21 protein-coding genes are annotated in these 22,116 nt (G+C 66.1%); 5 read left to right on the top strand and 16 right to left on the bottom strand.

Annotated features, from left to right (window positions below):
- Positions 1-110: 110 nt before the first annotated feature.
- Positions 111-1,199, top strand: a complete 1,089-nt coding sequence (locus tag D9V29_RS14530) for a GNAT family N-acetyltransferase (protein WP_121674047.1) — start codon at positions 111-113, stop codon at positions 1,197-1,199.
- A 285-nt stretch (positions 1,200-1,484) separates the two neighbouring features.
- On the opposite strand, the gene mutM is transcribed toward D9V29_RS14530, so the two are convergent.
- The 9 genes from mutM to D9V29_RS14485 all read right to left on the bottom strand — a co-directional run bounded on the left by mutM (position 1,485) and on the right by D9V29_RS14485 (position 11,353).
- Entirely contained in the window at positions 1,485-2,381 is an 897-nt protein-coding gene (mutM, locus tag D9V29_RS14525; protein WP_121674046.1) for a bifunctional DNA-formamidopyrimidine glycosylase/DNA-(apurinic or apyrimidinic site) lyase, read from the bottom strand.
- Positions 2,365-3,063: a ribonuclease III gene (gene rnc / locus D9V29_RS14520; protein WP_121674045.1), complete on the bottom strand. Its 699-nt coding sequence runs from the start codon at positions 3,061-3,063 to the stop codon at positions 2,365-2,367. The genes mutM and rnc overlap by 17 nt, the downstream gene beginning before the upstream one ends.
- Before the next feature lie 31 nt (positions 3,064-3,094).
- Complete coding sequence (gene rpmF / locus D9V29_RS14515; RefSeq protein WP_121674044.1) at positions 3,095-3,298, bottom strand: 50S ribosomal protein L32; 204 nt, start codon at positions 3,296-3,298, stop codon at positions 3,095-3,097.
- A 3-nt stretch (positions 3,299-3,301) separates the two neighbouring features.
- Positions 3,302-3,862 (bottom strand): YceD family protein, encoded by a 561-nt coding sequence (locus D9V29_RS14510; RefSeq protein WP_373294765.1) that lies wholly within the window; start codon positions 3,860-3,862, stop codon positions 3,302-3,304.
- Positions 3,863-3,920: 58 nt separating this feature from the next.
- On the bottom strand, positions 3,921-6,239 hold the full coding sequence (locus D9V29_RS14505) for a transglutaminase TgpA family protein (RefSeq protein ID WP_121674043.1): 2,319 nt from the start codon (positions 6,237-6,239) through the stop codon (positions 3,921-3,923).
- Entirely contained in the window at positions 6,226-7,560 is a 1,335-nt protein-coding gene (locus D9V29_RS14500) for a DUF58 domain-containing protein (RefSeq protein ID WP_121674042.1), read from the bottom strand. Before D9V29_RS14500 ends, D9V29_RS14505 begins: the two co-directional genes overlap by 14 nt.
- A 5-nt stretch (positions 7,561-7,565) precedes the next feature.
- Complete coding sequence (locus D9V29_RS14495; protein ID WP_373294764.1) at positions 7,566-8,597, bottom strand: AAA family ATPase; 1,032 nt, start codon at positions 8,595-8,597, stop codon at positions 7,566-7,568.
- Positions 8,594-9,076, bottom strand: a complete 483-nt coding sequence (coaD, locus tag D9V29_RS14490; protein ID WP_121674041.1) for a pantetheine-phosphate adenylyltransferase — start codon at positions 9,074-9,076, stop codon at positions 8,594-8,596. The genes D9V29_RS14495 and coaD overlap by 4 nt, the downstream gene beginning before the upstream one ends.
- A 93-nt stretch (positions 9,077-9,169) precedes the next feature.
- On the bottom strand, positions 9,170-11,353 hold the full coding sequence (locus D9V29_RS14485; protein ID WP_121674040.1) for an ATP-dependent DNA helicase RecG: 2,184 nt from the start codon (positions 11,351-11,353) through the stop codon (positions 9,170-9,172).
- A gap of 57 nt (positions 11,354-11,410) precedes the next feature.
- Here D9V29_RS14485 and rsmD point away from each other — a divergent pair, with 57 nt between their 5' ends.
- Positions 11,411-11,980, top strand: coding sequence for a 16S rRNA (guanine(966)-N(2))-methyltransferase RsmD (gene rsmD / locus D9V29_RS14480; RefSeq protein WP_121674039.1), 570 nt, complete (start codon positions 11,411-11,413; stop codon positions 11,978-11,980).
- Between the two features lie 139 nt (positions 11,981-12,119).
- Here rsmD and thiL read toward each other — a convergent pair whose 3' ends face one another.
- The gene (gene thiL / locus D9V29_RS14475; protein ID WP_121674038.1) at positions 12,120-13,133 is read right to left on the bottom strand and encodes a thiamine-phosphate kinase; all 1,014 of its coding nucleotides are present in this window, start codon (positions 13,131-13,133) and stop codon (positions 12,120-12,122) included.
- A 24-nt stretch (positions 13,134-13,157) separates the two neighbouring features.
- On the opposite strand from thiL, the gene D9V29_RS14470 reads away from it, so the two are divergent.
- Both D9V29_RS14470 and D9V29_RS14465 read left to right on the top strand, forming a co-directional pair.
- On the top strand, positions 13,158-13,661 hold the full coding sequence (locus D9V29_RS14470; protein ID WP_121674054.1) for a DUF3515 family protein: 504 nt from the start codon (positions 13,158-13,160) through the stop codon (positions 13,659-13,661).
- Between the two features lie 90 nt (positions 13,662-13,751).
- On the top strand, positions 13,752-15,134 hold the full coding sequence (locus D9V29_RS14465) for a phenylacetate--CoA ligase family protein (protein ID WP_183085047.1): 1,383 nt from the start codon (positions 13,752-13,754) through the stop codon (positions 15,132-15,134).
- 85 nt (positions 15,135-15,219) lie between these two features.
- On the opposite strand, the gene D9V29_RS14460 is transcribed toward D9V29_RS14465, so the two are convergent.
- The 6 genes from D9V29_RS14460 to leuC form a co-directional block, all read right to left on the bottom strand.
- Positions 15,220-16,320: a D-alanine--D-alanine ligase family protein gene (locus D9V29_RS14460; protein ID WP_121674036.1), complete on the bottom strand. Its 1,101-nt coding sequence runs from the start codon at positions 16,318-16,320 to the stop codon at positions 15,220-15,222.
- Positions 16,223-17,350, bottom strand: a complete 1,128-nt coding sequence (locus D9V29_RS14455) for an NAD(P)H-dependent glycerol-3-phosphate dehydrogenase (protein WP_121674035.1) — start codon at positions 17,348-17,350, stop codon at positions 16,223-16,225. Before D9V29_RS14455 ends, D9V29_RS14460 begins: the two co-directional genes overlap by 98 nt.
- Positions 17,347-18,108: a lysophospholipid acyltransferase family protein gene (locus tag D9V29_RS14450; RefSeq protein ID WP_229790331.1), complete on the bottom strand. Its 762-nt coding sequence runs from the start codon at positions 18,106-18,108 to the stop codon at positions 17,347-17,349. Before D9V29_RS14450 ends, D9V29_RS14455 begins: the two co-directional genes overlap by 4 nt.
- Positions 18,109-18,115: 7 nt before the next feature.
- On the bottom strand, positions 18,116-19,441 hold the full coding sequence (murA, locus tag D9V29_RS14445) for a UDP-N-acetylglucosamine 1-carboxyvinyltransferase (protein ID WP_121674034.1): 1,326 nt from the start codon (positions 19,439-19,441) through the stop codon (positions 18,116-18,118).
- Positions 19,442-19,505: 64 nt separating this feature from the next.
- The gene (gene leuD / locus D9V29_RS14440) at positions 19,506-20,102 is read right to left on the bottom strand and encodes a 3-isopropylmalate dehydratase small subunit (RefSeq protein ID WP_121674033.1); all 597 of its coding nucleotides are present in this window, start codon (positions 20,100-20,102) and stop codon (positions 19,506-19,508) included.
- 2 nt (positions 20,103-20,104) lie between these two features.
- A complete protein-coding gene (gene leuC, locus D9V29_RS14435) occupies positions 20,105-21,592 on the bottom strand; it encodes a 3-isopropylmalate dehydratase large subunit (RefSeq protein WP_229790329.1) in 1,488 nt (495 codons plus the stop codon).
- Positions 21,593-21,891: 299 nt separating this feature from the next.
- On the opposite strand from leuC, the gene D9V29_RS14430 reads away from it, so the two are divergent.
- The coding region (locus D9V29_RS14430) for a hypothetical protein (RefSeq protein WP_147436307.1) at positions 21,892-22,116 on the top strand (225 nt) is incomplete at its 3' end.

Genomic DNA, 22,116 nt, shown 5'->3' with positions numbered 1-22,116 from the left:
CCCAGTGATCGACCCGCTTTTTGGTGGCCGAATCCACTGGTACGGATGCCGCCGGCTGGCTAAACTGGTCGGCTGCCCTGGCCCGGGCACCAGAAACCGCGGGAGCTTTCATGGACGCAGGCACCGAATCCGTCACCATCGACGAACTCGAGATCCCGACGAGCCTCGATGGCGACACCGGAGCGGATTTCGTCGAGATGGTCACGATGCGCAACCGGGTTGAGGCAGAAATCCTCGGGAACGACGATCTCGCGCCGACGGCCAGGGAGCTCCTGCCGTTCTACTCGGATCCTTTCGCTCCCAAACGCATCTTCCTCGCCCGGGTCGGCGGGAGGATCGTCGGTCGCGCCGTGTACGAATGGCAGGTCGAAGAGGGCGTCCGCGCCGTGTTCTTCGAGGTCCAGGTCGCATCGGATCTGCGGCGTCGCGGTATCGGGGCGGCTCTTCTCGAGAAGATCGAGTCGACGGCGGCCATCGAACACAGGGACATCCTTCAGTCCTGGAGCGAACACCGGCTCCCGGCCTCGCAGAACGTCCTTCACTCCCCCACCGGGTTCGGCGCCGTCGAACGCGATGATCCCGCCGTCCAGTTCGCCCTCGCTCACGGGTACTCGCTCGAGCAGGTCGACCGGATCTCGCGAATCGACCTTCCGGTGGACCGCGTCGACCTAACCGAACGCCGCGGCGCCGCGGAGAAGCACTCGGCCGGATACGCGGTCGTCCAGTGGATCGGGCGGTGCCCGGATCGCTGGCTCGCCGACATGGCGCGACTTCACCAGAGAATGTCGACGGATGCTCCCGCCGCCGCAATCGAATTCACCGAAGAGCAGTGGGACGAAAAGCGCATGAGCAACCTCGACGACATGAATGAGGCGGGGGGTCGCGTCAACCTCACCTCTGCCGCGCTGCACCTCGAGTCGGGGCGTCTCGTCGGGTACACCGACCTCGCACTGCCCGAGGTCGAAGGACGACCAGCGGTTCAGGAGGACACCCTCGTACTCAAGGAGCACCGGGGTCACCGCCTGGGCATGCTGCTCAAGATCGCGAACCTCGAGCAACTGATGCGGGTATCACCCGAGACCCCGCGGATCACGACGTTCAACGCCGAGGAGAACCGGCCGATGCTCGACGTCAACGAAGCGGTCGGGTTCGTCCCGATCGGGTGTGAGGCGGCGTGGAAGAAGACGGTGCGTCCATAGTCGATGGCGGACGGGGCCGCGGCGTCCGCTCGGGCGCGGGGTCGGGTCGATCGGGCCGAAAGGGTTGTTCCGAAACGACGCTAACGACCCTTCAGGACCGATCGAATGCGTGAACCGCCCTTGGGGACCGATCGATGGCATCCGTCGATGGCGCTCAGGCGCGAATCGCCACACTCTGTCGCCCACAGCTCACATGGAGAGCAATTCGTGGCGAATCGAGTCGTTGCGGCAGCGCGAACAGCACTTTGGGGCAATTCGATGCAGTGCAGCGCGGAGTAGTCGCGCTCAGCGGCGCCGCTGGCATTTCGGGCAGAAGTGCGACGAGCGATTCATGAACTTCTCACGCCGGATCGCCGTGCCGCAGCGCGGGCACGGCTTGCCCTGCCTCCCGTAGGCGTTGAGGCTGTGCGCGAAGTACCCGGACGCCCCATTGACGTTCACGTACTGGGCATCGAAACTCGTGCCGCCCTCGGCGAGAGCCTTCGCGAGCACCGCTCGAACCTCGGCGAGCAGAAGCGCAGCCCGACGCGTCGACAACGACGCAGCAGACTGCTCGTAGTGGATCTTCGCCGCCCACAGTGCTTCGTCGGCATAGATGTTCCCGATACCGGAGATCAGGGTCTGGTCGAGCAGCGCCCGCTTCGTGCCGGTGGCCTTGCGACCGAGCAGCGTCAGGAAGCGTGCGTCATCGAAAGCGGGGTCGAGCGGGTCCCGGGCGATGTGGGCGACCTGGCTCGGAACGAGGGGGTCTCCGGCAACGGCACCGGTGAATCCGCCAGGGAACTCGTCCGGGGTTGGCACCAGGGTGTCGACGGCCATCCCGCCGAAGATGCGCTGGTCAACGAAATTGATCAGCAGCTCTCCGTGATCCGGTGACTCGATCCCGAGGCGGATGCGGGTGAGCGGGTCGATGGTCCCCGGGCTCCTCAGAAGCATCTGGCCGCTCATCCCGAGGTGCGTGACGAGAGCGGTCCCGTTGTCGAGCGGAAACCAGAGGAACTTTCCGCGCCTGGCCGCTGCTCGAATCGTCCGATTTTCGAGGGCAGCGAGAAACGGACCGGATGCCACGTCGTGGCGTTTCAGGGACCGGGAATCGAGAACCTCGACTCCCGTGATGAGCGCTCCGCTGACGGCGGGTTCGAGGCCGGCACGGACGACCTCGACCTCAGGAAGCTCGGGCACTCAGCTCGGTCCACGCCGTCAGGGCAGCGGCCATCTCGGCGTGCTTCTTGCTCGTCCCTTTGCCGACAGCGGTCACGAGGTCACCGACAGTGACCGTCGCGACAAAGACGCGATCGTGGTCGGGTCCTGAACTCTCCATCGTGTACACCGGCGATGGTGCATGGTGGGCGGCGGCCGCTTCCTGGAGGCTCGTCTTCGGGTCCATGGCCGCACCGAACCGCGCGGGGTCTGCGAGGAGTGGTTCGACGAGCCGCAGCACGAGCGCGCTCGCGGTCTCGAGCCCCTGATCGAGGTAGATGGCGCCGATGAGCGCTTCCATGGTGTCCGCGAGGATCGATGCCTTCTCGCGACCGCCGGTGAGTTCTTCGCCACGGCCGAGCCGCAGGTACTGGCCCAGTCCAATGGTGTTGGCGATCTCGGCAAGCGCAACCGTCGACACAACGCTCGCGCGCATCTTTGCGAGCGCACCCTCGGGGAGCTCCGGATGCTCGCGGTACAGCTTCTGCGTGACCGACAGGCCCAGAACGGAGTCCCCGAGGAACTCGAGGCGCTCATTGTGCGGGATGCCGCCGTTTTCGTACGCGAATGACCGGTGCGTGAGCGCGTGCTCGAGGATCTCCGGGTTAAGCGACACACCGAGGGTCGCAAGAAGCGGCCCTCGGTCTGTCAAGCTCTCTGCCATCTAGATGCGATGCAGTGGTGCTGGTCGCAGACTATACGTCGGCGACCTTGCGGCCCTTGTACTCCATGAAGAGAGCGGTGCCTGCGGAGTCTTCGACAACCTTCGCGCGGTGCGGGAGGCTGTAGGTGGTTTTGCCGTTTTCGACGGTCTTCACCAGGGTCGGGGGCGTGGCCTTCCACTGTGCACGGCGTGCACGGGTAGAGGCTCGTGACATTTTGCGCTTCGGAACAGCCATGTCTTATCTCTCTTCTTTGCTTACAGCATCCGAGTTGTCGGAGCCTGGGTCTGAGGAGAACCCGGCGAGCGCAGACCAGCGAGGATCGACGGTCTCTTGGGGTTCTTTGTCCGGGATTTCGGCCAGCCGCTCGCCGGTCTCGGGGTCGAGTCCTGGGCAATCTGGCTGGCATACCGGCTGAAACGGCAGCGACAAAACCACTGCGTCCCTGATGAGAGGTTCAAGATCCACGTGGTCATCGTGAACCTCGTAGTCAGAGGCTTCGCTCCCAGAGTACGCGAAAAGTTCCTGAAACTCGACTTGGACACCCTGCTTGATGTCGGTGAGGCATCTGCCGCACTCTCCGACGGCCACGGTTTCGATCTCGGCGGTCACGAGAACGCCCTCGTGCACCGACTCGAGCCGGATGCGTTCGTGCACCGGCGTGCCCGCCTGAACAGCGATCAGGCCCTCGCCGAATTGTTCTGGCGTGTTCACGACGAGGTCGTGCTCGCGCATTTCGCCTGGCTGCCGGACCAGGTCGCGGATATTGACCGCGAACGGCGATTTCTTGTTTTTACTCACATCCACGATTGTATCGGGCGCACACCGCGTGGTCTGGATGCCCCCTGAGTACCGCGGGTCAGGCGGGCTCGGGCACGCGGCCGCGATACACCGGCGAGAGAACGGATGCCGGCGCGATCGTTGCGCGCACCCGGTCCGCTATTCCGGCCTGGCGACGGAGAGCATCCGTGACCGCCTCCATGTTCTCGGCGAGTGCCGGCCCACTGATGCGTCTGGCGAACGTGTCCGGGTCGGCGAAGCGCGCCCGTTCGACCGCGTTGAGGAGAGCGTCGAGAGCCTGCCGTTCCCCACTCGTGAAACCGGCGTTTCCCGCAAGGACGGACGAGAAGGCTCGCGGCGTGTCGGCATCGCTGACCGGAAGTCCGTGATCCTGCGCGGCATCCGATACCTCACGCCACGCGGTGAGTGCCCCCGCTTTCCCGGAACGGATGTCCGCTGCGCGCGACCGCCTGCGGAACACGCGGAGGAGCGCGGGAGATCCGAGGATCAGGAGGAGGACAGTCGCTGCACCGACCAGCGCGGCGGCGGACGGCGGCTCGGAGGCGCCTCCCCCGGTTGCTGCCGTTGGAGACTGTGAGGCGGCTGGAGCTTCTTCGGTCTGCTGCCGCTCTGCCTGCCGTGCGTCCTGCACGTCCCTGCCGTCGTTGCTGCTCGTCTCTGCGCGTGCGTAATCCGGTACGACCCCTCGGCCCGGCGTCGGCTCGAACGGAACCCAGCCGACCCCGGCGAAGTACAGCTCGGGCCAGGCATGGAGATCATCGGTTCCGACGGTGTAGGTGCGCCGCGTCTCTGCGCCGACGACTCGGTCGCCCGGCAGGTATCCCAGCGAGATCCGCGCCGGAATGCCGGCCATCCGGGAGAGGATCGCCATCGCCGAGGAGAAGTGGACGCAGTATCCGCTCTTCTTCTCGAGGAATTCGGCGATGACGTCGAAGCCGTCTCCGTCATAGCCATCCTCGACGGGCGCTTCGACCGAGTACAGGAATTGGGTGCTTCGCAGGTATTGCTGGATCGCGAATGCGGTGTCATAGGCGTTCGTGGTGTTCGCTGTGACCTCGGCGAGGGTCTCACCGAGGATCGCGGGAATGTCTTCCGGAACCTCGAGGAAGCGTTGAACGTTCGGGGGGAACGTGGGTTGTGCGGCGACGAGTTGCTCACGTGTCGGCTGGATCAGCACGCTTTCGGCGATGTAACTCTGCCCCGCGGCACTCGCGAGGCGGCTCGACAGGGTCAGTCCTTCGGTGTCCCACATCCATCGCCCGTCTGCGCCGAGCACACGCACGCTGGGGAACGGCACCGGAAGCCACGGAGCGATCATCGCGTTTACCTGGACCGTGGTCGTCGTCGGCTCGGTGAGGATGTCGTCTGACAGGCCCGGCACGGGGATCATCGTGCTCGGAACGTTGAGTTCTCGAACGCGGTCGTCTCCGGCAGACCAGGTCGTCCCGTTGAACTGGTCCAGGGTCAGGAGCCGGAAGTACAGCGATTCGTCCGTCGTCGTGACGTACGAGAATTGTTCCGCCCCGCCGGGGCGGCGCAGATCCTTGCCGAGGTCAGCGAGTGGACTCACGCCGCGCCCGAACACGGATCCCCCGCTCGATGGGAGCAGGCTTTCGCCGTTGTAGCCGGGGGCTGCGGCCGCGAACACGAGCGAGCCGACGACCGCGAGCGCGCCGATGCTGAGCATCCCGCCGGGGCGCCGGGAGTACATCCGTCGCACCCGCGTATCGGACCAGAGCACGACGAGGTACGCCGCACCGCACAGCGCGAGGGCGACGAGGTTGATGTCACCGCTGACGAAACCCGGGATCAGAGCGATGGCGACGGCTGGGACACCGACGAACGCGGGAATCCGGGCCCCGATAGCCACGGCGTCGAGGAGGATCGCGAATGCACCCGCTCCGACGGCGAGGATGAAACGGATGCCGATATCGGCATCCGCAGGGGTGCCCTGGCTCGCGATGGACTGCAAACCCGCCCGCCCGAGGTCGGCGAAGGCCCCTGCCGTCTCGAACGTCGGCACGATCAGTGCGAACGATTCGTCGGGGGCGAAGAACAGAACGAGCAGCGCCAGCCAGACACCGGAGGCGATGAGCGTCGCGATCCACGTCTGCGCGCCGATCGATCGCGCAGCCGCTGCTGAGGTCAGAACGATCGTGCCGATGAGGGCGATGCCGAGCCACCACGAGGCCCCATCGAGCAGCGGGCTCAGCATCGATACGCTCATGACGTAGAGGAGGACGAGCGCCCAGCTGAGCGACCACAGACGGTGGGCCTGGCCGCGGCGCTCTGCGCGTTCCGCCTGAGCGCGAGTGCGCGTCCGACGGGGCGGTGTGGCCGGTCGTGCATCCGGCCGGGGCGGACTAACGACGGACATGGTCACCTCCACGCGCCGCGACGGTCGCGTCGCCGAAAGCGACGCGGGTCCAGGCTGCCTCGACGCTCGTCTGCTCGTCAGCGAGCACGGCCCTCCAGCCTGCGTCCGACAGCGTGGTCAACTCATCGACGTCGCGGGCGCGCGCCGTCTCGAGCGACCGTGTCAGGAACACCACCGCCGGGGATGCGTTCACCTTCGCCGAGGCGAGACGGCGCGCGCCGAGCTGCGATACCCGCCCGAGGACGGCAAAGACCGGCATGACGGTTCCGGTGCGCCCGATGACCTGGTGAAGGCCTGCGCTGACGTCGTAGAGCTCGGGAACCGGGAACCGTTCGGCGTCGGCAAGGGTTTCGAGAAACCCACCGGAGTCCCCTGAGGCGAAGCGGGAGATGCGGAACGGGACCGTTCCGTCCGCGAGGGGGACGGCATCCGTCGCGCTTTCGACGAGGGAGATGGCGTAGCCGGAATCGAGGAGGTGGATGCCGATCGACGCCGTGAGTTCCACCATGCGTTCGAAGTGAAGACTCGATGTCGCACCCGCAGCGGAGCCCTTCGTCGTGAGCGCGGTGTCGAGGAGAAGCGTCGCTTCGGGGTCGCCCTCCTGCTCCTCCTGGCGAACCATGAGTTCGCCACGCCTCGCGGTCTGCCGCCAGTGCACCCGGCGCAGCGGGTCGCCTGGGCGATACTCGCGAGCGATGAGTTCATCGGCGCGTTGGGTGGTGAGATGACTCAGATCGTGCTGGGCGCCGTCCCCGCTCGCTGAGCGCAGTCCGGCGTCGGAGAGATCGGTCACCCGCGGTGTCACGACGAGTGGCTGGGGGTCCGCAATCCGGCGTTCGGTGGTGACGAGGCCGAATGGATCACCGTGCCGCACGCGGAACGGTCCGACGAAGTATCGTCCGCGAGAGCCCGAGCGCAACTCGTACTCGAGAAGTGCGCGGTACCCGCGAACCGCTCCTGGGAGTCGTCGCGGCAATTCGCCGCTCGGAGTACGGGCGAAGACCGGAGGAACCTCGTCACGCCACGACGCGATCGCGGCAATGTCTTCGTCCCGCGTCTCGACGACGGTGCGCACCAGCGCCGGCTCTCCGACCGAAACGGATGCCGGGGTGAAGGTGCGCGTCGCTGACATCCGCGGGCGGTGCGTCCTCACATACACAGCGGACCCGGTGAACAGCAGGACCAGGAAGAGGAACAGGAACAGGCCCTCGCGCCGGTCTACGACGGTGGCGGCGATGAGGACGGCGCTCCCAACGAACAGCACACCCCAGCCTCTGACCGTCGGACGGACGGCACGGAACCTGCCTGACTGGGATGCCACGTCGGCTACCTCGTGTTCGATGGCGGCACGACGGCGGTGTCGACGATTCGGCCGACGAGGTCGGCGATCAGTTCGTCACCGTGCTGGTGGTGACCGAGTGCACGGCTGGTGGGCATGAGCCGGTGGCCGAGGACGGGAAGGGCGAGTTCATCGATGTCGTCTGGCAGCACGAAGTCACGACCGGAGACGAGAGCGAGGCCCTTGGCCGCTCGCACCAGCTGGAGGGTTGCGCGCGGGCTGGCGCCCAGCCGGAGGTCAGGGTGCGTGCGCGTCGCACGAACGATCCCCACGGCGTACTCCTTGACGCTCGGGGAGACATAGACGTTCCGGACGGAGACCATCATGCGCCGGAGGGATGCGGCAGATACCACTGCTTCGAGTGACGCGAGCGGATTGGAGATGTCGCGAGTGGAAAGCATGCTCAACTCGGCGCCCTCGTCGGGGTACCCCATCGAGATCCGAGCCATGAACCGGTCGCGCTGAGCTTCGGGAAGAGCGTACGTGCCCTCCATCTCGATCGGGTTCTGGGTGGCGATGACCGTGAACGGGCTCGACAGCGGATAGGTGGAACCGTCGACGGTGACCTGGCGCTCTTCCATGCACTCGAGGAGAGCTGACTGGGTCTTCGGTGACGCTCGGTTGATTTCATCGCCGATGACGATGTTCGCGAAGACCGCGCCTGGTTTGAACTCGAATCGGCGATCAGCCTGGTTGTAGACCGAGATCCCGGTGACGTCGCTCGGAAGGAGGTCGGGAGTGAACTGGATTCGGCTGACCGTTGCGTGCACCGACCGGGCGAGCGCCTTGGCGAGCATCGTCTTTCCGACACCCGGAACATCCTCGATGAGCAGGTGTCCTTCGGCGAGAAGAACGGTGAGAGCCGTGCGCACAGCAGCGTGCTTGCCGTCGATCACGGATTCGACGTTGCGGATGATGTCGGAAGCGAGCCTGTGGGCCTCGGCCGTCGGCATCCCCTCGACGTCGGCGTCGAGGGCCGGTGAACCGTCGGTCGGCGCGTGGGTCGGCAGGCTGGTCATGATGCCTGCAGGAATCGCGCGACGGCTGGCGGCACGTATGGGGAGACGTCGCCGCCGAGGCCTGACACCTGGCGCACCAGAGAGCTGGAGACGTGCGCGTGTGCCGGGTTCGGAAGCATGAAGATCGTCTCGACGCCGGCGAGGTGCCGGTTGACGATTGCCATCGGGGTTTCGTAAGCGACGTCGACCTGGGAGCGGATGCCTTTCACGAGCACGGATGCCCCGACATCGGTCGCGTAGTCCACGAGAAGCCCCATGCTCCACGAGGCGACCGTGATGTTCCCGGGATCGCCGGCATCCGTGATGGAGCGTTCCAGGAGGGAGACCCGCTCGGAGATCGGCAGAAGTGCTGTCTTGCCCGGGTTGTGCACGACGAGGACGTGGAGTTCGTCGAACAGACCTGCTGCCCGCTGGATCACATCCATGTGACCGAGCGTGACAGGGTCGAACGAGCCGGGAACGACAGCGATCCTCTTCATGTTTTCAGCCTACCGGGGAGGTTTGCCGCGCGGCCACGGTCATCAGAAAACCGTCAGGGAGGCAATGACCCCCGTTCGAGCGGGTACGGCGCGTCAGTTCTTAGCGAGTGCCGCGCGGGTGACGGCGTCGACGCGCTGCTCGAGGGCAGCGCGGAGGACGGGATGCTCCGACAGAGCGGGGTCGGAGTCGAGGACCGCTGCCGCCTCAGACCTGGCGAGAGCAATCAGGTCGCCGTCGTGCACCACCCGGAGGAGCTTGAGGGACGACCGGCCGCCGGACTGGGCGCTGCCGAGGACGTCGCCCTCCTGGCGAAGCTCGAGGTCGACCTGGGCGAGCTCGAAGCCGTCGAGTGTCGCAGCGACCGCATCGACGCGCTCTCGCGCGATGCTGCCCGGCTCGGCGGCCGTGACGAGCAGGCAGAGCCCCGGCAGTCCGCCACGGCCGACCCGGCCGCGCAACTGGTGCAACTGGGACACTCCGAAACGGTCGGCGTCGAGCACGACCATGGCAGCGGCGTTCGGCACGTCGACACCGACCTCGATCACGGTCGTCGCCACGAGGACGTCGATGCCGCCCGCCGCGAAGAGCCTCATGGTGGCATCCTTCTCGTCGCTCGGCATCCGCCCGTGAAGTGCTGCGAGCCTGAGGGATTTGGTGGCCGCGGTGGTTGTGAGTTCGGCCAGGGTCCCTGCGACGGTGGCCCTGGGTCGCTCAGGTTTACCTTCCGGTTCCGCAGGTTCGGCGTCGACCGCGGGTTCACCATCGTCCTCCGGCTCACCGACATCGATCGCCGGGCAGACCACGAACGCCTGTCTGCCCGCGGCGACCTCTTCGGCGACACGAGTCCAGACGCGGTGGATCCAGGCCGGGTGATCGACGAGGCCGACCACGAACGTTTCGATCCCGGCCCGGCCGGCGGGCAGTTCGCGGATCGTGCTGACGTCGAGGTCACCGAACACCGTCATGGCGACGGTGCGTGGGATTGGGGTCGCCGTCAGCACGAGGACGTGCGGCGGCCGGTGGCCCTTCTGCCGGAGGGTCTCGCGCTGTTCGACGCCGAACCGGTGCTGCTCGTCGACGACGACGAGGCCGAGGTCATAGAAGGTGACGTTCTCGCTCAGCAGGGCGTGGGTTCCGATGACGATCTTCGCCTGCCCGCTGACGATGCGGAGCATCGCCTTCCTGCGCTCGGCGGCAGGCATCTGCCCGGTCAGGAGCGTGGGCATGAGGATCGCCGAGAGATCGGGACCGAGCGACTTGACGATCGAGCGCAGATGCTGGCCCGCGAGGACCTCGGTCGGGGCGAGTAGCGCAGCCTGACCGCCGGACTCGGCGACGGTGAGCATGGCGCGGAGAGCGACGAGGGTCTTGCCCGAGCCGACCTCGCCCTGAACCAGTCGGTTCATCGGGACGGCGCTCGCGAGGTCGTCGGCGATCTCGCGACCGACGTCCTGCTGGTCGCCGGTGAGGGTGAACGGGAGCGCGGCGTCGAAGCGTTCGAGCAATCCACCTTCGGATGGAACCCGCGGCTGGGTCTCCTCGAAGCGGGCGATCTGCCGCTGCTGCAGCAGAGCGGCCTGCAGGAGGAATGCCTCCCGGTGGCGGAGGGTGTCGCGCGCGACATGCCAGTCGGCATCCGTTTGCGGGCGGTGGATCTTCTCGATCGCTTCGCTGTAGCCGAGGAGGTTCTCCCGCTCGCGAACCTCGTGCGGCAGCGGATCAGGAAGCGGGTCGAGACTGTCAAGGACGAGCGACATGGCCTTCGCCACCTGCCAGCTCGCGACACTCGCCGTCGCCGGATAGATCGGAATGGGCGTCATCGCCCACTTGCGCGCTGCATCGGCGCCCGTCCCCTGCGCTGCTGCATCGAAGAGTTCGTAGTCGGGGTGAGCGAGCTGGAGCGCACCCTTGTAGTCACCGACCTTGCCTGCGAAGATCCCCCGCACTCCTGGTGCGAGCTCTTTGCTGCGCCATGACTGGTTGAAGAACGTGAGAATCAGGATGCCCTGACCGTCGGTGATCCGGACCTCGAGGATCGAACCGCGGCGGGCTTTCATGGGGCGCTCACGCACGTCGAGTACTTCGGCCACGATCGTCACGTTCTCGCCGACGGGGATGCGGCTGAGCGCCGTCAGCTCTCCGCGAGTCGCATACCGGCGCGGGTAGTGCTCGAGGAGGTCGCCGACCGTCACGACGCCGAACGCGCGTTTGAAAGCAGATGCCGTTCGGCCGCCGAGCACTCCGTCGAGTTTCGTGGCGGTCGGGTCGGTCGGCATACTCCGAGTCTAGGCATCGGCACCGACGCCCGTCGCTCACCCCGGTACTGTTGGCGGGTGACGAGAATCGTGTCCGGGTTCGCCGGTTCCCTGCCCCTCAAGGTGCCGAAGTCGGGCACCCGGCCGACGAGCGACCAGGTGCGTGAGGCGATGTTCTCCGCTCTTGACGCCCGCGACGCCGTCGACGGGGCACAGGTGCTGGACCTCTACGCCGGTTCAGGTGCGCTTGGGCTCGAAGCCGCGAGTCGCGGAGCCGTCGAAGTGGTGCTCGTGGAACGGGCCGCCTCCGCCGCTGCGGTGTGCAAGGACAACGCGCGGGCGGTACAGAGGGCGGCGCCGACTCCCCTCACAGTGACGGTCGTAGCACGGTCGGTGCAGAGCTATCTCGAATCCGCCGTCGGCACCTTCGACCTCGTGTTTCTCGACCCGCCGTACGACCTGCCAGAATCTGAGCTGACAGCCAACCTTGCCGCGCTTCCCCGCGTCCTCGGTGCCGATGCGCTCGTCGTCGTCGAGCGCAGCAAGCGCACCCCCGAACCGACCTGGCCGGGCGGGCTCCGTCCGATCCGCTCGAAGAAATACGGCGAGACCCTCGTGTGGTGGGCGGAGCCGGCGCCAGTGGCCTAGACAGCGTGCCGCGCTGCTCGGTCACTTGTGGCTGGAGAACCTCGCTGCTCGGTCACGAATGGTCGAAGATCGGCCGCTGCTCCAACCAACGTCGACCGAGCAAGCAACGGCACGGCGAGCGGGTGCAGCGAGCGGCGGCTCAGCCGGCGTTCCCGTCCCAGCCGACGTAGGGGTCCCAGCCGAGCACGCCGCTGACATCCTGACCGTCGAGGGTGACGCCGCTCCCGCTCTCGACCCGTCCGATGACGCGGAAGCCGTCGGGCAGGGGCGTCCCCGGCGGGAAAGTCGCCAGTAGGGCGTGGTCCTCTCCCCCGCGCAATGCCGCCTCCGGGTTCTCGCCGAGGGAACCCCGGAACACATCGACACGCACTCCGCTGGCTCGCGCGATCCGAGCTGCGTCCAGCGCGAGCCCGTCCGAGACGTCGAGCATGGCGGATGCCCCGGCAACAGCCGCGTCGACACCCGAGGAGATCGGAGGCGACGGGGCGAGTTGCGCGCCAACGAGGTCCGGCTCGCGGTCGCGCAATTCCGCAGCCACAGCAGCGTCCGGAACCCCGTTGTGATCGACGGCCTGTTCGAACAACAATCGCAGCCCGGTGGCGGCGCGGCCTGCGTCGCCGGCGAGAGCAAGGATGTCACCGGGACGAGCACCGCTTCGGAGCACCGGCGGCCGCCCCTCGAGGTCGCCGAACGCTGTGATCGCGAGGGTCAGGGTGTCCGACACGGACATGTCGCCGCCGACGACGCCACATCCGGGTGCGAGCCGCGCACAGGCATCCCGCAGCCCCATCGAAATCCCCTCGAGAACGCGCACCGCCGTTCCGCGCGGCGCAGCGATGGCCACGAGAAGTCCCGTGGGCCGGGCGCCCATGGCGGCGACGTCGGCGAGGTTGGACGCTGCGGCCTTCCAGCCGAGGTCGTGGGGCGTTGACCAGGCCAGGCGGAAGTCGGGGCCGTGCACCATCATGTCGGTCGTCACGACGAACCGGCCGTCTGGGGCTGCGAGGACGGCGGCGTCGTCTCCGGGTCCGAGCAACTGGCTGTCGGAGACCGGCAGCAAGGGGAAGATCCGGTCGAGAACCGCGAGCTCGTGCACGTCACCGACGGTGTCCGTGGCCTCGGTCGTCTCGGCGTTCTCTCCGCGTTCACTCATGCGTTCAACGGTAGCCTGAGAGGAATGATCTCCCGCACCGCCCTCCGCTCCCTCACCGGCACTTCGTTGCTCGTCGTCCTTGCGACCACGCTGCTGACCGGTTGTGTCCAGGCTGTTCCCCTCGAACCGGCGGATAACGCCAATGACCCGGCGTGCGCCGACGTGACCGTTCGACTGCCTGACACGGTCGCAGACAAGCCGAAGCGCGAGACGTCAGCGCAGGCGACGGGTGCGTGGGGCGCCCCTGCCGCCGTCATCCTGCACTGCGGAGTTCCCGCGCCAGGGCCGACCACCGATGCCTGCATCGCGCTCAACGGGGTCGACTGGATCGCTGACGAGTCGGATGCCGCGAACGACACCTACCGCTACACCACGTACGGCCGCGAGCCGGCGATCGAGGTCGTCATCAACGCGGACGACGAGACCGGTGGCGTCTCCGGCACGACCGCTCTCATCGACCTCACGTCTGCGGTGCAGGCTATCCCCGCCACGTCGGCGTGCGTTTCACCCGACGACGTCCTCGAATAGAGATCGGCACCGATCGCCTGAGGGGTCTTGCGGCGCGGCACGGCCAGCGCCATCATTTGCATGAGCATGTGTCAGGTTAGCTTCTCCGGGTTGCTTTCGGAGGCTCTCCCACAGTCAGCTGGTCGGCTTCAAGGAGGAACCATCAACATTCGTCATGCTGTCTTCAGCGTCAAGACAGCCACCGTTTTGCGCGACAGCCGTGAACGATTCCGCGAGATCGTCGCTCATGAACACATGGACCCGGAGAGGCTGCAGGCCCTTCAGGACCAGCGAGCAATCGCGCACGCACGATTCGCCATGGAGCATTCGCCCTACTATCGCGATCGCTACAGCGCCGCGGGTTTCACTCTCAAGGACCTCGAGGATCCGGCGGCGTTCGCCTCTCTCCCGATCATTGAGAAGAGTGAAGTCCGCGAGCACAGCGACAGGTTCGCGTCGAGCGAGGCGAACCCGAAGACCGCACGACCCGCCGGGACGGGTGGCAGCACCAGTGCGCCGCTCAAGCTCCTCCATGACCGGCGCGTCCCTGTCCGTGCACTCGAGTGGCGGCTGTACCGGTGGTGGGGAGTGCACCCGTCCGACAACATCGCGACGATCTACCGGCAGTTCTGGTCGGAGAAGGAATCCCAGCGTCATTCACTGCGCTGGTGGCCATCGCGCCGTTTTCAGTTGGACACATCCCGTCTCGATCGCAGCAGCGTTGACGCCTTCATCTCGGACTGGCGACGATGGAACCCCTCACTCCTCACCGGTTACGTCGGAGGCATCGTCGAGCTGGCCAGGATGCTCGAGGACCGCGGAATCTCACTCAGCCCACCGGTCGCCGTCGCCGTGACAGCCGCTCCGATGAGTCCCGCCCAGCGGACTGAGATCGAAGCTGTTTTCAGGGCCCCCGTGTATGACCATTACCGGTGCGGAGAATTCCCCTGGATCGCAGGCGAATGCTCGCAACACGACGGCATGCACACCTTCGCGGACCTCAGGAAGGTCGAGGTGGTCGGAACTGATGACCGCCAGGTAGCAGCGGGAGTGACGGGCGAAACGGTCATCACCGACCTCACGAACCGGGTGTTTCCCCTGATCCGATACCGTCTCGGCGACCGCACGTCACCCATCGATGGTGTCTGCCGCTGCGGAGTGACCCTCCCACGCATCAGCTCGGTTGCCGGGCGGGTGACCGAGTCCGCAAGGCTTCCGAACGGCCAGGTGATCGCGGGCGATTTCCTCACGGAGATCTTCGTCAAGAATCCCGAAGCCGTTCGGCAATTCCAGGTGCATCAGCAGGCTGACTACTCGATCGTCCTTCGATGCATCCTCGGCTCGTCACCCCGGGCAGAGGAGGAGGTGGACTCGGTCGTCCGCGAGCTCCGCGACGTGGTGGGCGACGCGGTTCCTGTCCGGCTCGAGCTGGTTGAAACGATCCCACACGATGGCGGAAAGATTCGCTACATCAAGAGCGACGTGATCGTCTGAGTCGCCGCGCCCCGCGAATTCACCCGCTGCGGACCGATTCACCCGGCGTGCCCGGTGAATCCGTCCGGAATGAGTGAAAACGCCGTCAGGCGCCGCGGCGTGCAGCGGCGACGTCAAGCAACTCGGTGATGAGGTCGCTGTAGCTGAGCCCTGACGCGATCCAGCAGCTCGGGAACATCGAGATCGGGGTGAAGCCCGGCATCGTGTTGACTTCGTTCACGACGATCACACCATCGGGCTGGAGGAAGAAGTCGACGCGAGCGAGACCCTCGGCACCGATCGCCTCGAACGCCCGCACGGCGATCCACTGCAGCTTTTCGAGCATCTCGGGTGACAGCTCAGCCGGGCAGACCAGCTCGATGCCCGGTGCGTCGAGGTATTTCGCGTCGAAATCGTAGAAGTCGCGACCCGAGATCACGATCTCACCGGCGACGGATGCCCTGGCGGGCTGCCCCGGACGGCCTCCGAGAACCGCGATCTCGACCTCGCGACCGGGAACACCGGCTTCGATGAGCACTTTCGAGTCCTCGGCGAGGGCGACGCGCATGGCGGCATCCATTTCGGACGCCGCGGACACACGGCTCACACCGACGCTCGAACCGGCGCGGGCCGGCTTGACGAACACAGGAGAACCGAGCACCGAAAGCGCCTCCACCGCGAGCTGCGGATTGGAGCGGTACTCGAGTTCCGTTATCGTGCGCCACGGCGCGACCGTGATGCCGGCGTGCTCGAGGACCGTCTTGGTGAAGTGCTTGTCCATACCCAGTGCTGACGCAAGAACGCCACTGCCGACGTACGGGTAGCCGACGAGCTCGAGCATGCCCTGCAGCGTGCCGTCCTCACCGAACGGGCCGTGCAGGATCGGAAACACGATGTCGGGGTTGCCGAGCGACCGCTCGGCGCCTTCGGTATCGACGACGCGCAGCTCGCGGGTGCGGATGCTGTCCGGCCAGCGCACGCGGGTCCCGTTGTCGACGACTTCAGGAAGCCGTGCAGGGTCGAGAGCGAACTTCGCCGGCTCGTCCTCCTCGAGAACGAACGCGCCATCGCGGGTGATGCCCACGGGGATCACATCGAAAAGGGTGCGGTCAATCGCCGCGAGGACTCCGCCCGCCGTCGCGCAGCTGATCGAATGCTCGCTTGATCGACCTCCAAACAACACCACCACCAGGCGCTTCTGCGTCATCGTTGATCCTTTCGCCCTGGGGCTCGTCGCTGTCCGTCGTGAGGTGAGGTGCAATGTCTTTGGGGTCGAGCGTGCCGTCGAGGACCTGCTTGACCTGCTCGACGATCGGCATCTCAACACCGATCGACCGGGCCAGTTCGAGTACGGGCGCGACCGAGGCGAGCCCCTCAGCCGTCTGCTGCATCTGCTTGACCACCGCCGAGAAACTATATCCCTGACCGAGCAGCCGCCCCGCCGTGTTGTTGCGGGAGAGCGGCGACTGGCAGGTCGCGATGAGGTCGCCGAGCCCTGCGAGGCCGGAAAGCGTTTCGGCCTGCGCGCCCTGGGCAACGGCAAAGTCCGTCATCTCGACGAGTCCGCGGGTGATGATCGACGCTTTCGTGTTCTCGCCGTAGCCGACACCGTCGACGATGCCGATGGCGACCGCGATGAGGTTCTTCAGAACGCCCCCGAACTCCGTACCGATGACATCCGTGTTCACGAACGTCCGGAAGTACCGGTTGCGGGCGAGGAGCGCTACGGCCTGCGCGGTCTCGAGACTGACCGAGGAGATGACGGCCGCTGTCGGCTGCTCGCGCGCGATCTCGAGGGCGAGGTTCGGTCCGGATGCCACGGCGATGCGGGTCGGGTCGATCTCCAGTCCCTGGCGGATCACCTCGCTCATCCGCAGACCGGAACGTTTCTCGACGCCCTTCATGAGCGAAACGACGATCGTTTCGGGTTCGAGGAACGGCCGGATGGCAACCAGGTTGTCCCGCAGCGTCTGGCTGGGAACAGCGATGAACACCTGCTGGGCGCCTCGGAGTGCCTCGGCGAGATTGGATGTCGCCGTGAGGTTCGGGGGCAGTTGAACACCGGGAAGGTAGTCGCTGTTGCGGTGCTGCTTCGCGATCTCGCGGGCAAGTTCAGGACGACGTGCCCACATGGTGACGTCAGCGCCGCCGTCGGCCAGGATCTTGCCGAATGTGGTTCCCCAGCTGCCGGTTCCGAGCACAGTCACACGGGCCGGGGAGGTGAGTCGTCGGCTCAAAATCGGCCCGTGTCCTTCTGGTTGTGCTTGCTGGGATCCCACGGTTCGGCCGGGGCCTTTTCGCCCCTGAGGTCCTCGAGCAGCGTCGTGATGTCTTTCATGACGACCGCTGTCGCCGCGGTGAGGGTCGAAGCGTTGAGGGGCTCGTCGGTGAATGCGGAAAGGTCGACGGGGTCGCCAACCTTGACGTCGATCGGTTTGGGCGGGAAGAAGCTGATCTTCCGCGAGTACCGCGCCATGACCTTGTCGGTTCCCCAGTGGGCGATTGGGATGATCGGGATGCCGTGGGCGAGCGCGACCCGGACGGCCCCCGTCTTTCCGCGCATCGGCCAGAGGTCGGGGTCGCGTGTGAGCGAACCTTCGGGGTAGATCACGACGCCCTGCCCGCGTTCGACGAGCACGCCACCGGCCTGGACCGGGTCGTTCCCGCGAGTTGATCCGGCGCGTTCGACCGGGATCTGCCCGGACTTGGTGAGCAGGGTACCAATGACGGGCACCTTGAACAGCCCGGCTTTGGCCATGAACCGCGGTGCGCGCCCCATCTTCCAGACGGCGACACCGATGACGATCGGGTCGATCTCGCTGAAGTGGTTCGGGGCGAGGATGAACGGGCCCGAGATGGGCAGCTTGTACCCATCCTGGATCCGGATCTTCATCATCAACCCGGCTGGCGGGAGTGCGATCGAGGCAAGGAGCCAGTAGATCGACGGTTTGGTCTTCTCGGGACTCGCCCGTCGGCGCTTCTCAGGTTTCGTCACGGGGCGATCAGCCTTCGAGAACGAAATCGGCTCCCAGCTGGTCCAGCTTGGTGATGAATTTCTCGTACCCACGGCTGATGATGCCGACGTTGGAGACCCTGGACGTTCCCTCCGCACTCAGGGCTGCGATGAGGTGGGAGAATCCGCCGCGGAGGTCGGGAACGACGATGTCGGCTCCGCGCAGGTGCGTGGGACCGGAAATGACAGCGGAGTGGTTGAAGTTACGCTGGCCGAACCGGCACGCCTGACCGCCGAGGCATTCCTTGTGGACCTGGATCGTCGCGCCCATTTCGACGAGGGCGTCGACGAAGCCGAAGCGCTGCTCGTAGACGGTCTCGTGAACGATCGACACACCCTTCGCCTTGGTGAGGGCGACCACGAGCGGCTGCTGCCAGTCCGTCATGAAGCCGGGGTGGACATCCGTCTCGATGATGACGGGATTGAGCTGCGTACCCGGGTGGTAGAAACGGATGCCGTCGTCGGCGATGTCGAACTTGCCGCCGACCTTGCGGTAGACGTTGAGGAAGGTGAGCATTTCGGGCTGGCGGGCGCCGCCGACGAAGATGTCCCCCTCGGTGGCAAGTGCTGCCGCCGCCCAGCTTGCAGCCTCGTTGCGGTCGAAGAGCGCGGTGTGCGAGTAGCCCTCGAGCCGCTCGACACCCTCGATCCGGATGACCCGGTCCGTGTCGACGGTGATGATGGCGCCCATCTTCTGCAGGATGTTGATGAGGTCCATGATCTCGGGCTCGATCGCCGCGCCACGCAGTTCGGTGATCCCGTCGGCACGCACAGCGGTCAGCAGAACCTGCTCGGTGGCGCCGACGCTCGGGTACGGCAAGTGCACCTTCGTGCCCTTGAGTCCGTTCGGTGCAGACATGCGGATGCCGCTCGGCAGCTTCTCGACGATGGCACCGAACTGGCGGAGCACCTCGAGGTGGAAGTCGATCGGGCGGTCGCCGATACGGCATCCGCCGAGGTCCGGAATGAAGGCCTCACCAAGTCGGTGAAGCAGCGGGCCACAGAACAGGATCGGAATCCTGCTCGAGCCGGCGTGCGCGTCGATGTCGGCCATGTGGGCGATCTCGACGTTGGAGGGATCGAGGTGGAGAACTCCCTCCTCGTCGCTGGTCACCTTGACTCCGTGCACGTCGAGGAGTCCGCGGACGACCCGGACGTCACTGATGTCGGGGACATCACGCAGGATGCTCGGTGTCTCACCCAGGATCGCCGCGACCATCGCCTTGGTGACGAGGTTCTTGGCGCCCTTGAGTTCGATGCGACCGCGAAGGGGACGACCGCCCTGGATGGTGATGGTGTCGCCGGTGAGGCCCACGCTGGCTCCTGCCCGTGATGCATCCTGAAGAAGTGAAGTCAAAAGTGGTACCTGCGCTGCCTGATTACTTGATGGGAAGAGTCGTGGGTCGCCATGACTCTCTTGAGCCCTCGAATTGGGTGATCTGTGCTTCGTTGCGCAGGGTGAGGCCGATGTCATCGAGCCCTTCGAGGAGCCGCCACCTAGTGTAATCATCGATCTCGAAAGAAACCGTGAGGTCACCGATAGCGGCAGTTTGTGCAACCAGATCGACCGTGATCTCTATTCCCGGCTGGGCTTCGATGAGTGCCCAGATCTTTTTCGTGTCGTCCTCGGTGATCTGCGCGGCGAGCAGACCCTGCTTGCCGGAGTTGCCGCGGAAGATATCGCCGAAACGCGCGCTGAGCACGACCTGGAATCCGAAGTCACGAAGCGCCCAGACGGCGTGTTCCCGCGACGATCCTGTCCCGAAGTCGGGTCCGGCGACGAGCACTTTCGCCCCCTGGAACTCGGGCCTGTTGAGCACGAACTCGGGGTCCTGGCGCCAGCCGGCGAAGAGTGCGTCCTCGAATCCGGTCTTGGTGACGCGCTTGAGATAGACAGCGGGGATGATCTGGTCGGTGTCGACATTCGACCGCATGAGCGGGGCTGCGACTCCGGTGACGGTGGTGAATTTCTCCATGGTCAGTGCGCTCCTTCGAGATCGGCTGGGCTGGACAGTGTTCCGCGGATGGCGGTGGCTGCCGCGACGAGCGGCGACACGAGGTGTGTGCGTCCGCCCTTGCCCTGGCGACCTTCGAAGTTGCGGTTGCTGGTCGATGCGCACCGTTCCCCCGGCGCGAGCTGGTCGGGGTTCATCCCGAGGCACATCGAGCAGCCGGCGAAGCGCCACTCGGCCCCGAACGCTGTGATGATCTTGTCGAGGCCCTCTGCCTCCGCCTCGAGCCGGACACGCGCAGACCCCGGCACGACCATGACGCGGACGCCGTCGGCCTTCTTCTTGCCTTCGATCACGGATGCGAACGCGCGGAGGTCCTCGATACGGCTGTTGGTGCACGAGCCCATGAAGACAGCGTCGACAGGGATCTGCTTCATCGGTGTCCCGGCGGTGAGGTCCATGTACTCGAGGGCACGCTCAGCGGCTGCCCGCTCGTTGGGGTCGGCGATGGCGTGCGGGTCTGGGACTGAGTCGCTCAGCGAGACGCCCTGGCCGGGGTTCGTTCCCCAGGTCACGAACGGGTCGAGCGTGTCTGCGTCGAGGAAGACTTCGGCGTCGAACGTCGCACCTTCGTCGGTCGCGAGGGTGTTCCAGTACGCGACAGCGGCATCCCAGTCATCACCCTCCGGTGCGTGGGGGCGGCCCTTGAGGTAGGCGTATGTCGTCTCATCCGGAGCGACCATCCCCGCGCGCGCGCCGGCTTCGATCGACATGTTGCAGATGGTCATACGGCCCTCCATGGAGAGCGCGCGGATGGCTGAACCACGGTATTCGAGAACGTAACCCTGGCCTCCGCCCGTGCCGATTTTGGCGATGACCGCGAGGATGATGTCCTTAGCCGTGACGCCGGGGCGCAGTGTCCCCTCGACGTTGATCGCCATGGTCTTGAAAGCCTTGAGTGGAAGGGTCTGTGTTGCGAGAACGTGCTCGACTTCGCTGGTGCCGATGCCGAATGCCATGGCGCCGAATGCACCGTGGGTCGACGTGTGCGAGTCGCCGCAGACGACGGTGATGCCCGGCATTGTCAGTCCGAGCTGCGGGCCCACGACGTGGACGATGCCCTGCTCGACGTCACCCAGCGAGTGCAGCCGTACCCCGAACTCCTCGGCGTTCCTGCGCAGCGTCTCGATTTGAGTGCGGCTCGTGAGGTCAGCGATCGGCTTATCGATCGCGAGCGTCGGCGTGTTGTGGTCTTCGGTGGCGATGGTCAGGTCTGGCCGGCGCACCGGGCGACCGGCGAGCCGGAGCCCGTCGAAGGCCTGCGGGCTCGTGACCTCGTGGACGAGGTGAAGATCGATGTAGATGAGGTCGGGGGTTCCGTCCTCGCCTTTCGCGACCAGATGGTCTTCCCACAGCTTCTCCGCCAGCGTGCGCGGCTGGCGCGCCGGTGCGGCGTGTTTCGGGTGGCCTGTCGACGGCGCGCTGTCAGCGGTCGGGGTGGTGTTCTGTTGCATCAGTGTCCTCGCAAGAATGGATGGATCAGGCAAGACAAACCCCGCGACGGGGAGGCCTGGACGTTAGGCCCCGTCGCGGCAACTAAGAAGCAGACCGAACAGCACGAGACCCAGATTATCACTCGCGGTCACAATCGCCGCTGACCGCCGTCATCTGCGGGTCGCGGCCCGGTGACGGATGTCGGTGGTCGGGTGTGTACTCGGAGTATGAACTTCCCGGTCACACCAGTTATCCACAGCCTCCCGGTGAGGCTGGTTACGGGTGGGTCAATGTCAGTGGTCGGGTGTGTACTTGAGTCATGAAAACCTCCACCAGCGCTTCTTCCCCGGCCCGTCAGGTGCCCGGTGTGGAGGTGCCCGGTGTGGAGGTGCTGGGTGTAGAGGTGCCGGGGGTTGAGGGTGTGCTGGATGGGGTGATCGTCGCGTTGGCGGTCGCGGTCGAGTCGCTCGGGTTGGACCAGTTGTCCCGGCTGCCGGCGGTGACGGTGCTGTCGATCCTGTCCAAGACCGCGGCGTTGGGCCGT

The sequence above is a fragment of the Mycetocola manganoxydans genome, assembly GCF_003667545.1.
GTDB lineage: Bacteria > Actinomycetota > Actinomycetes > Actinomycetales > Microbacteriaceae > Mycetocola_A > Mycetocola_A manganoxydans.
This window is presented reverse-complemented; position numbering and strand designations above follow the sequence as displayed.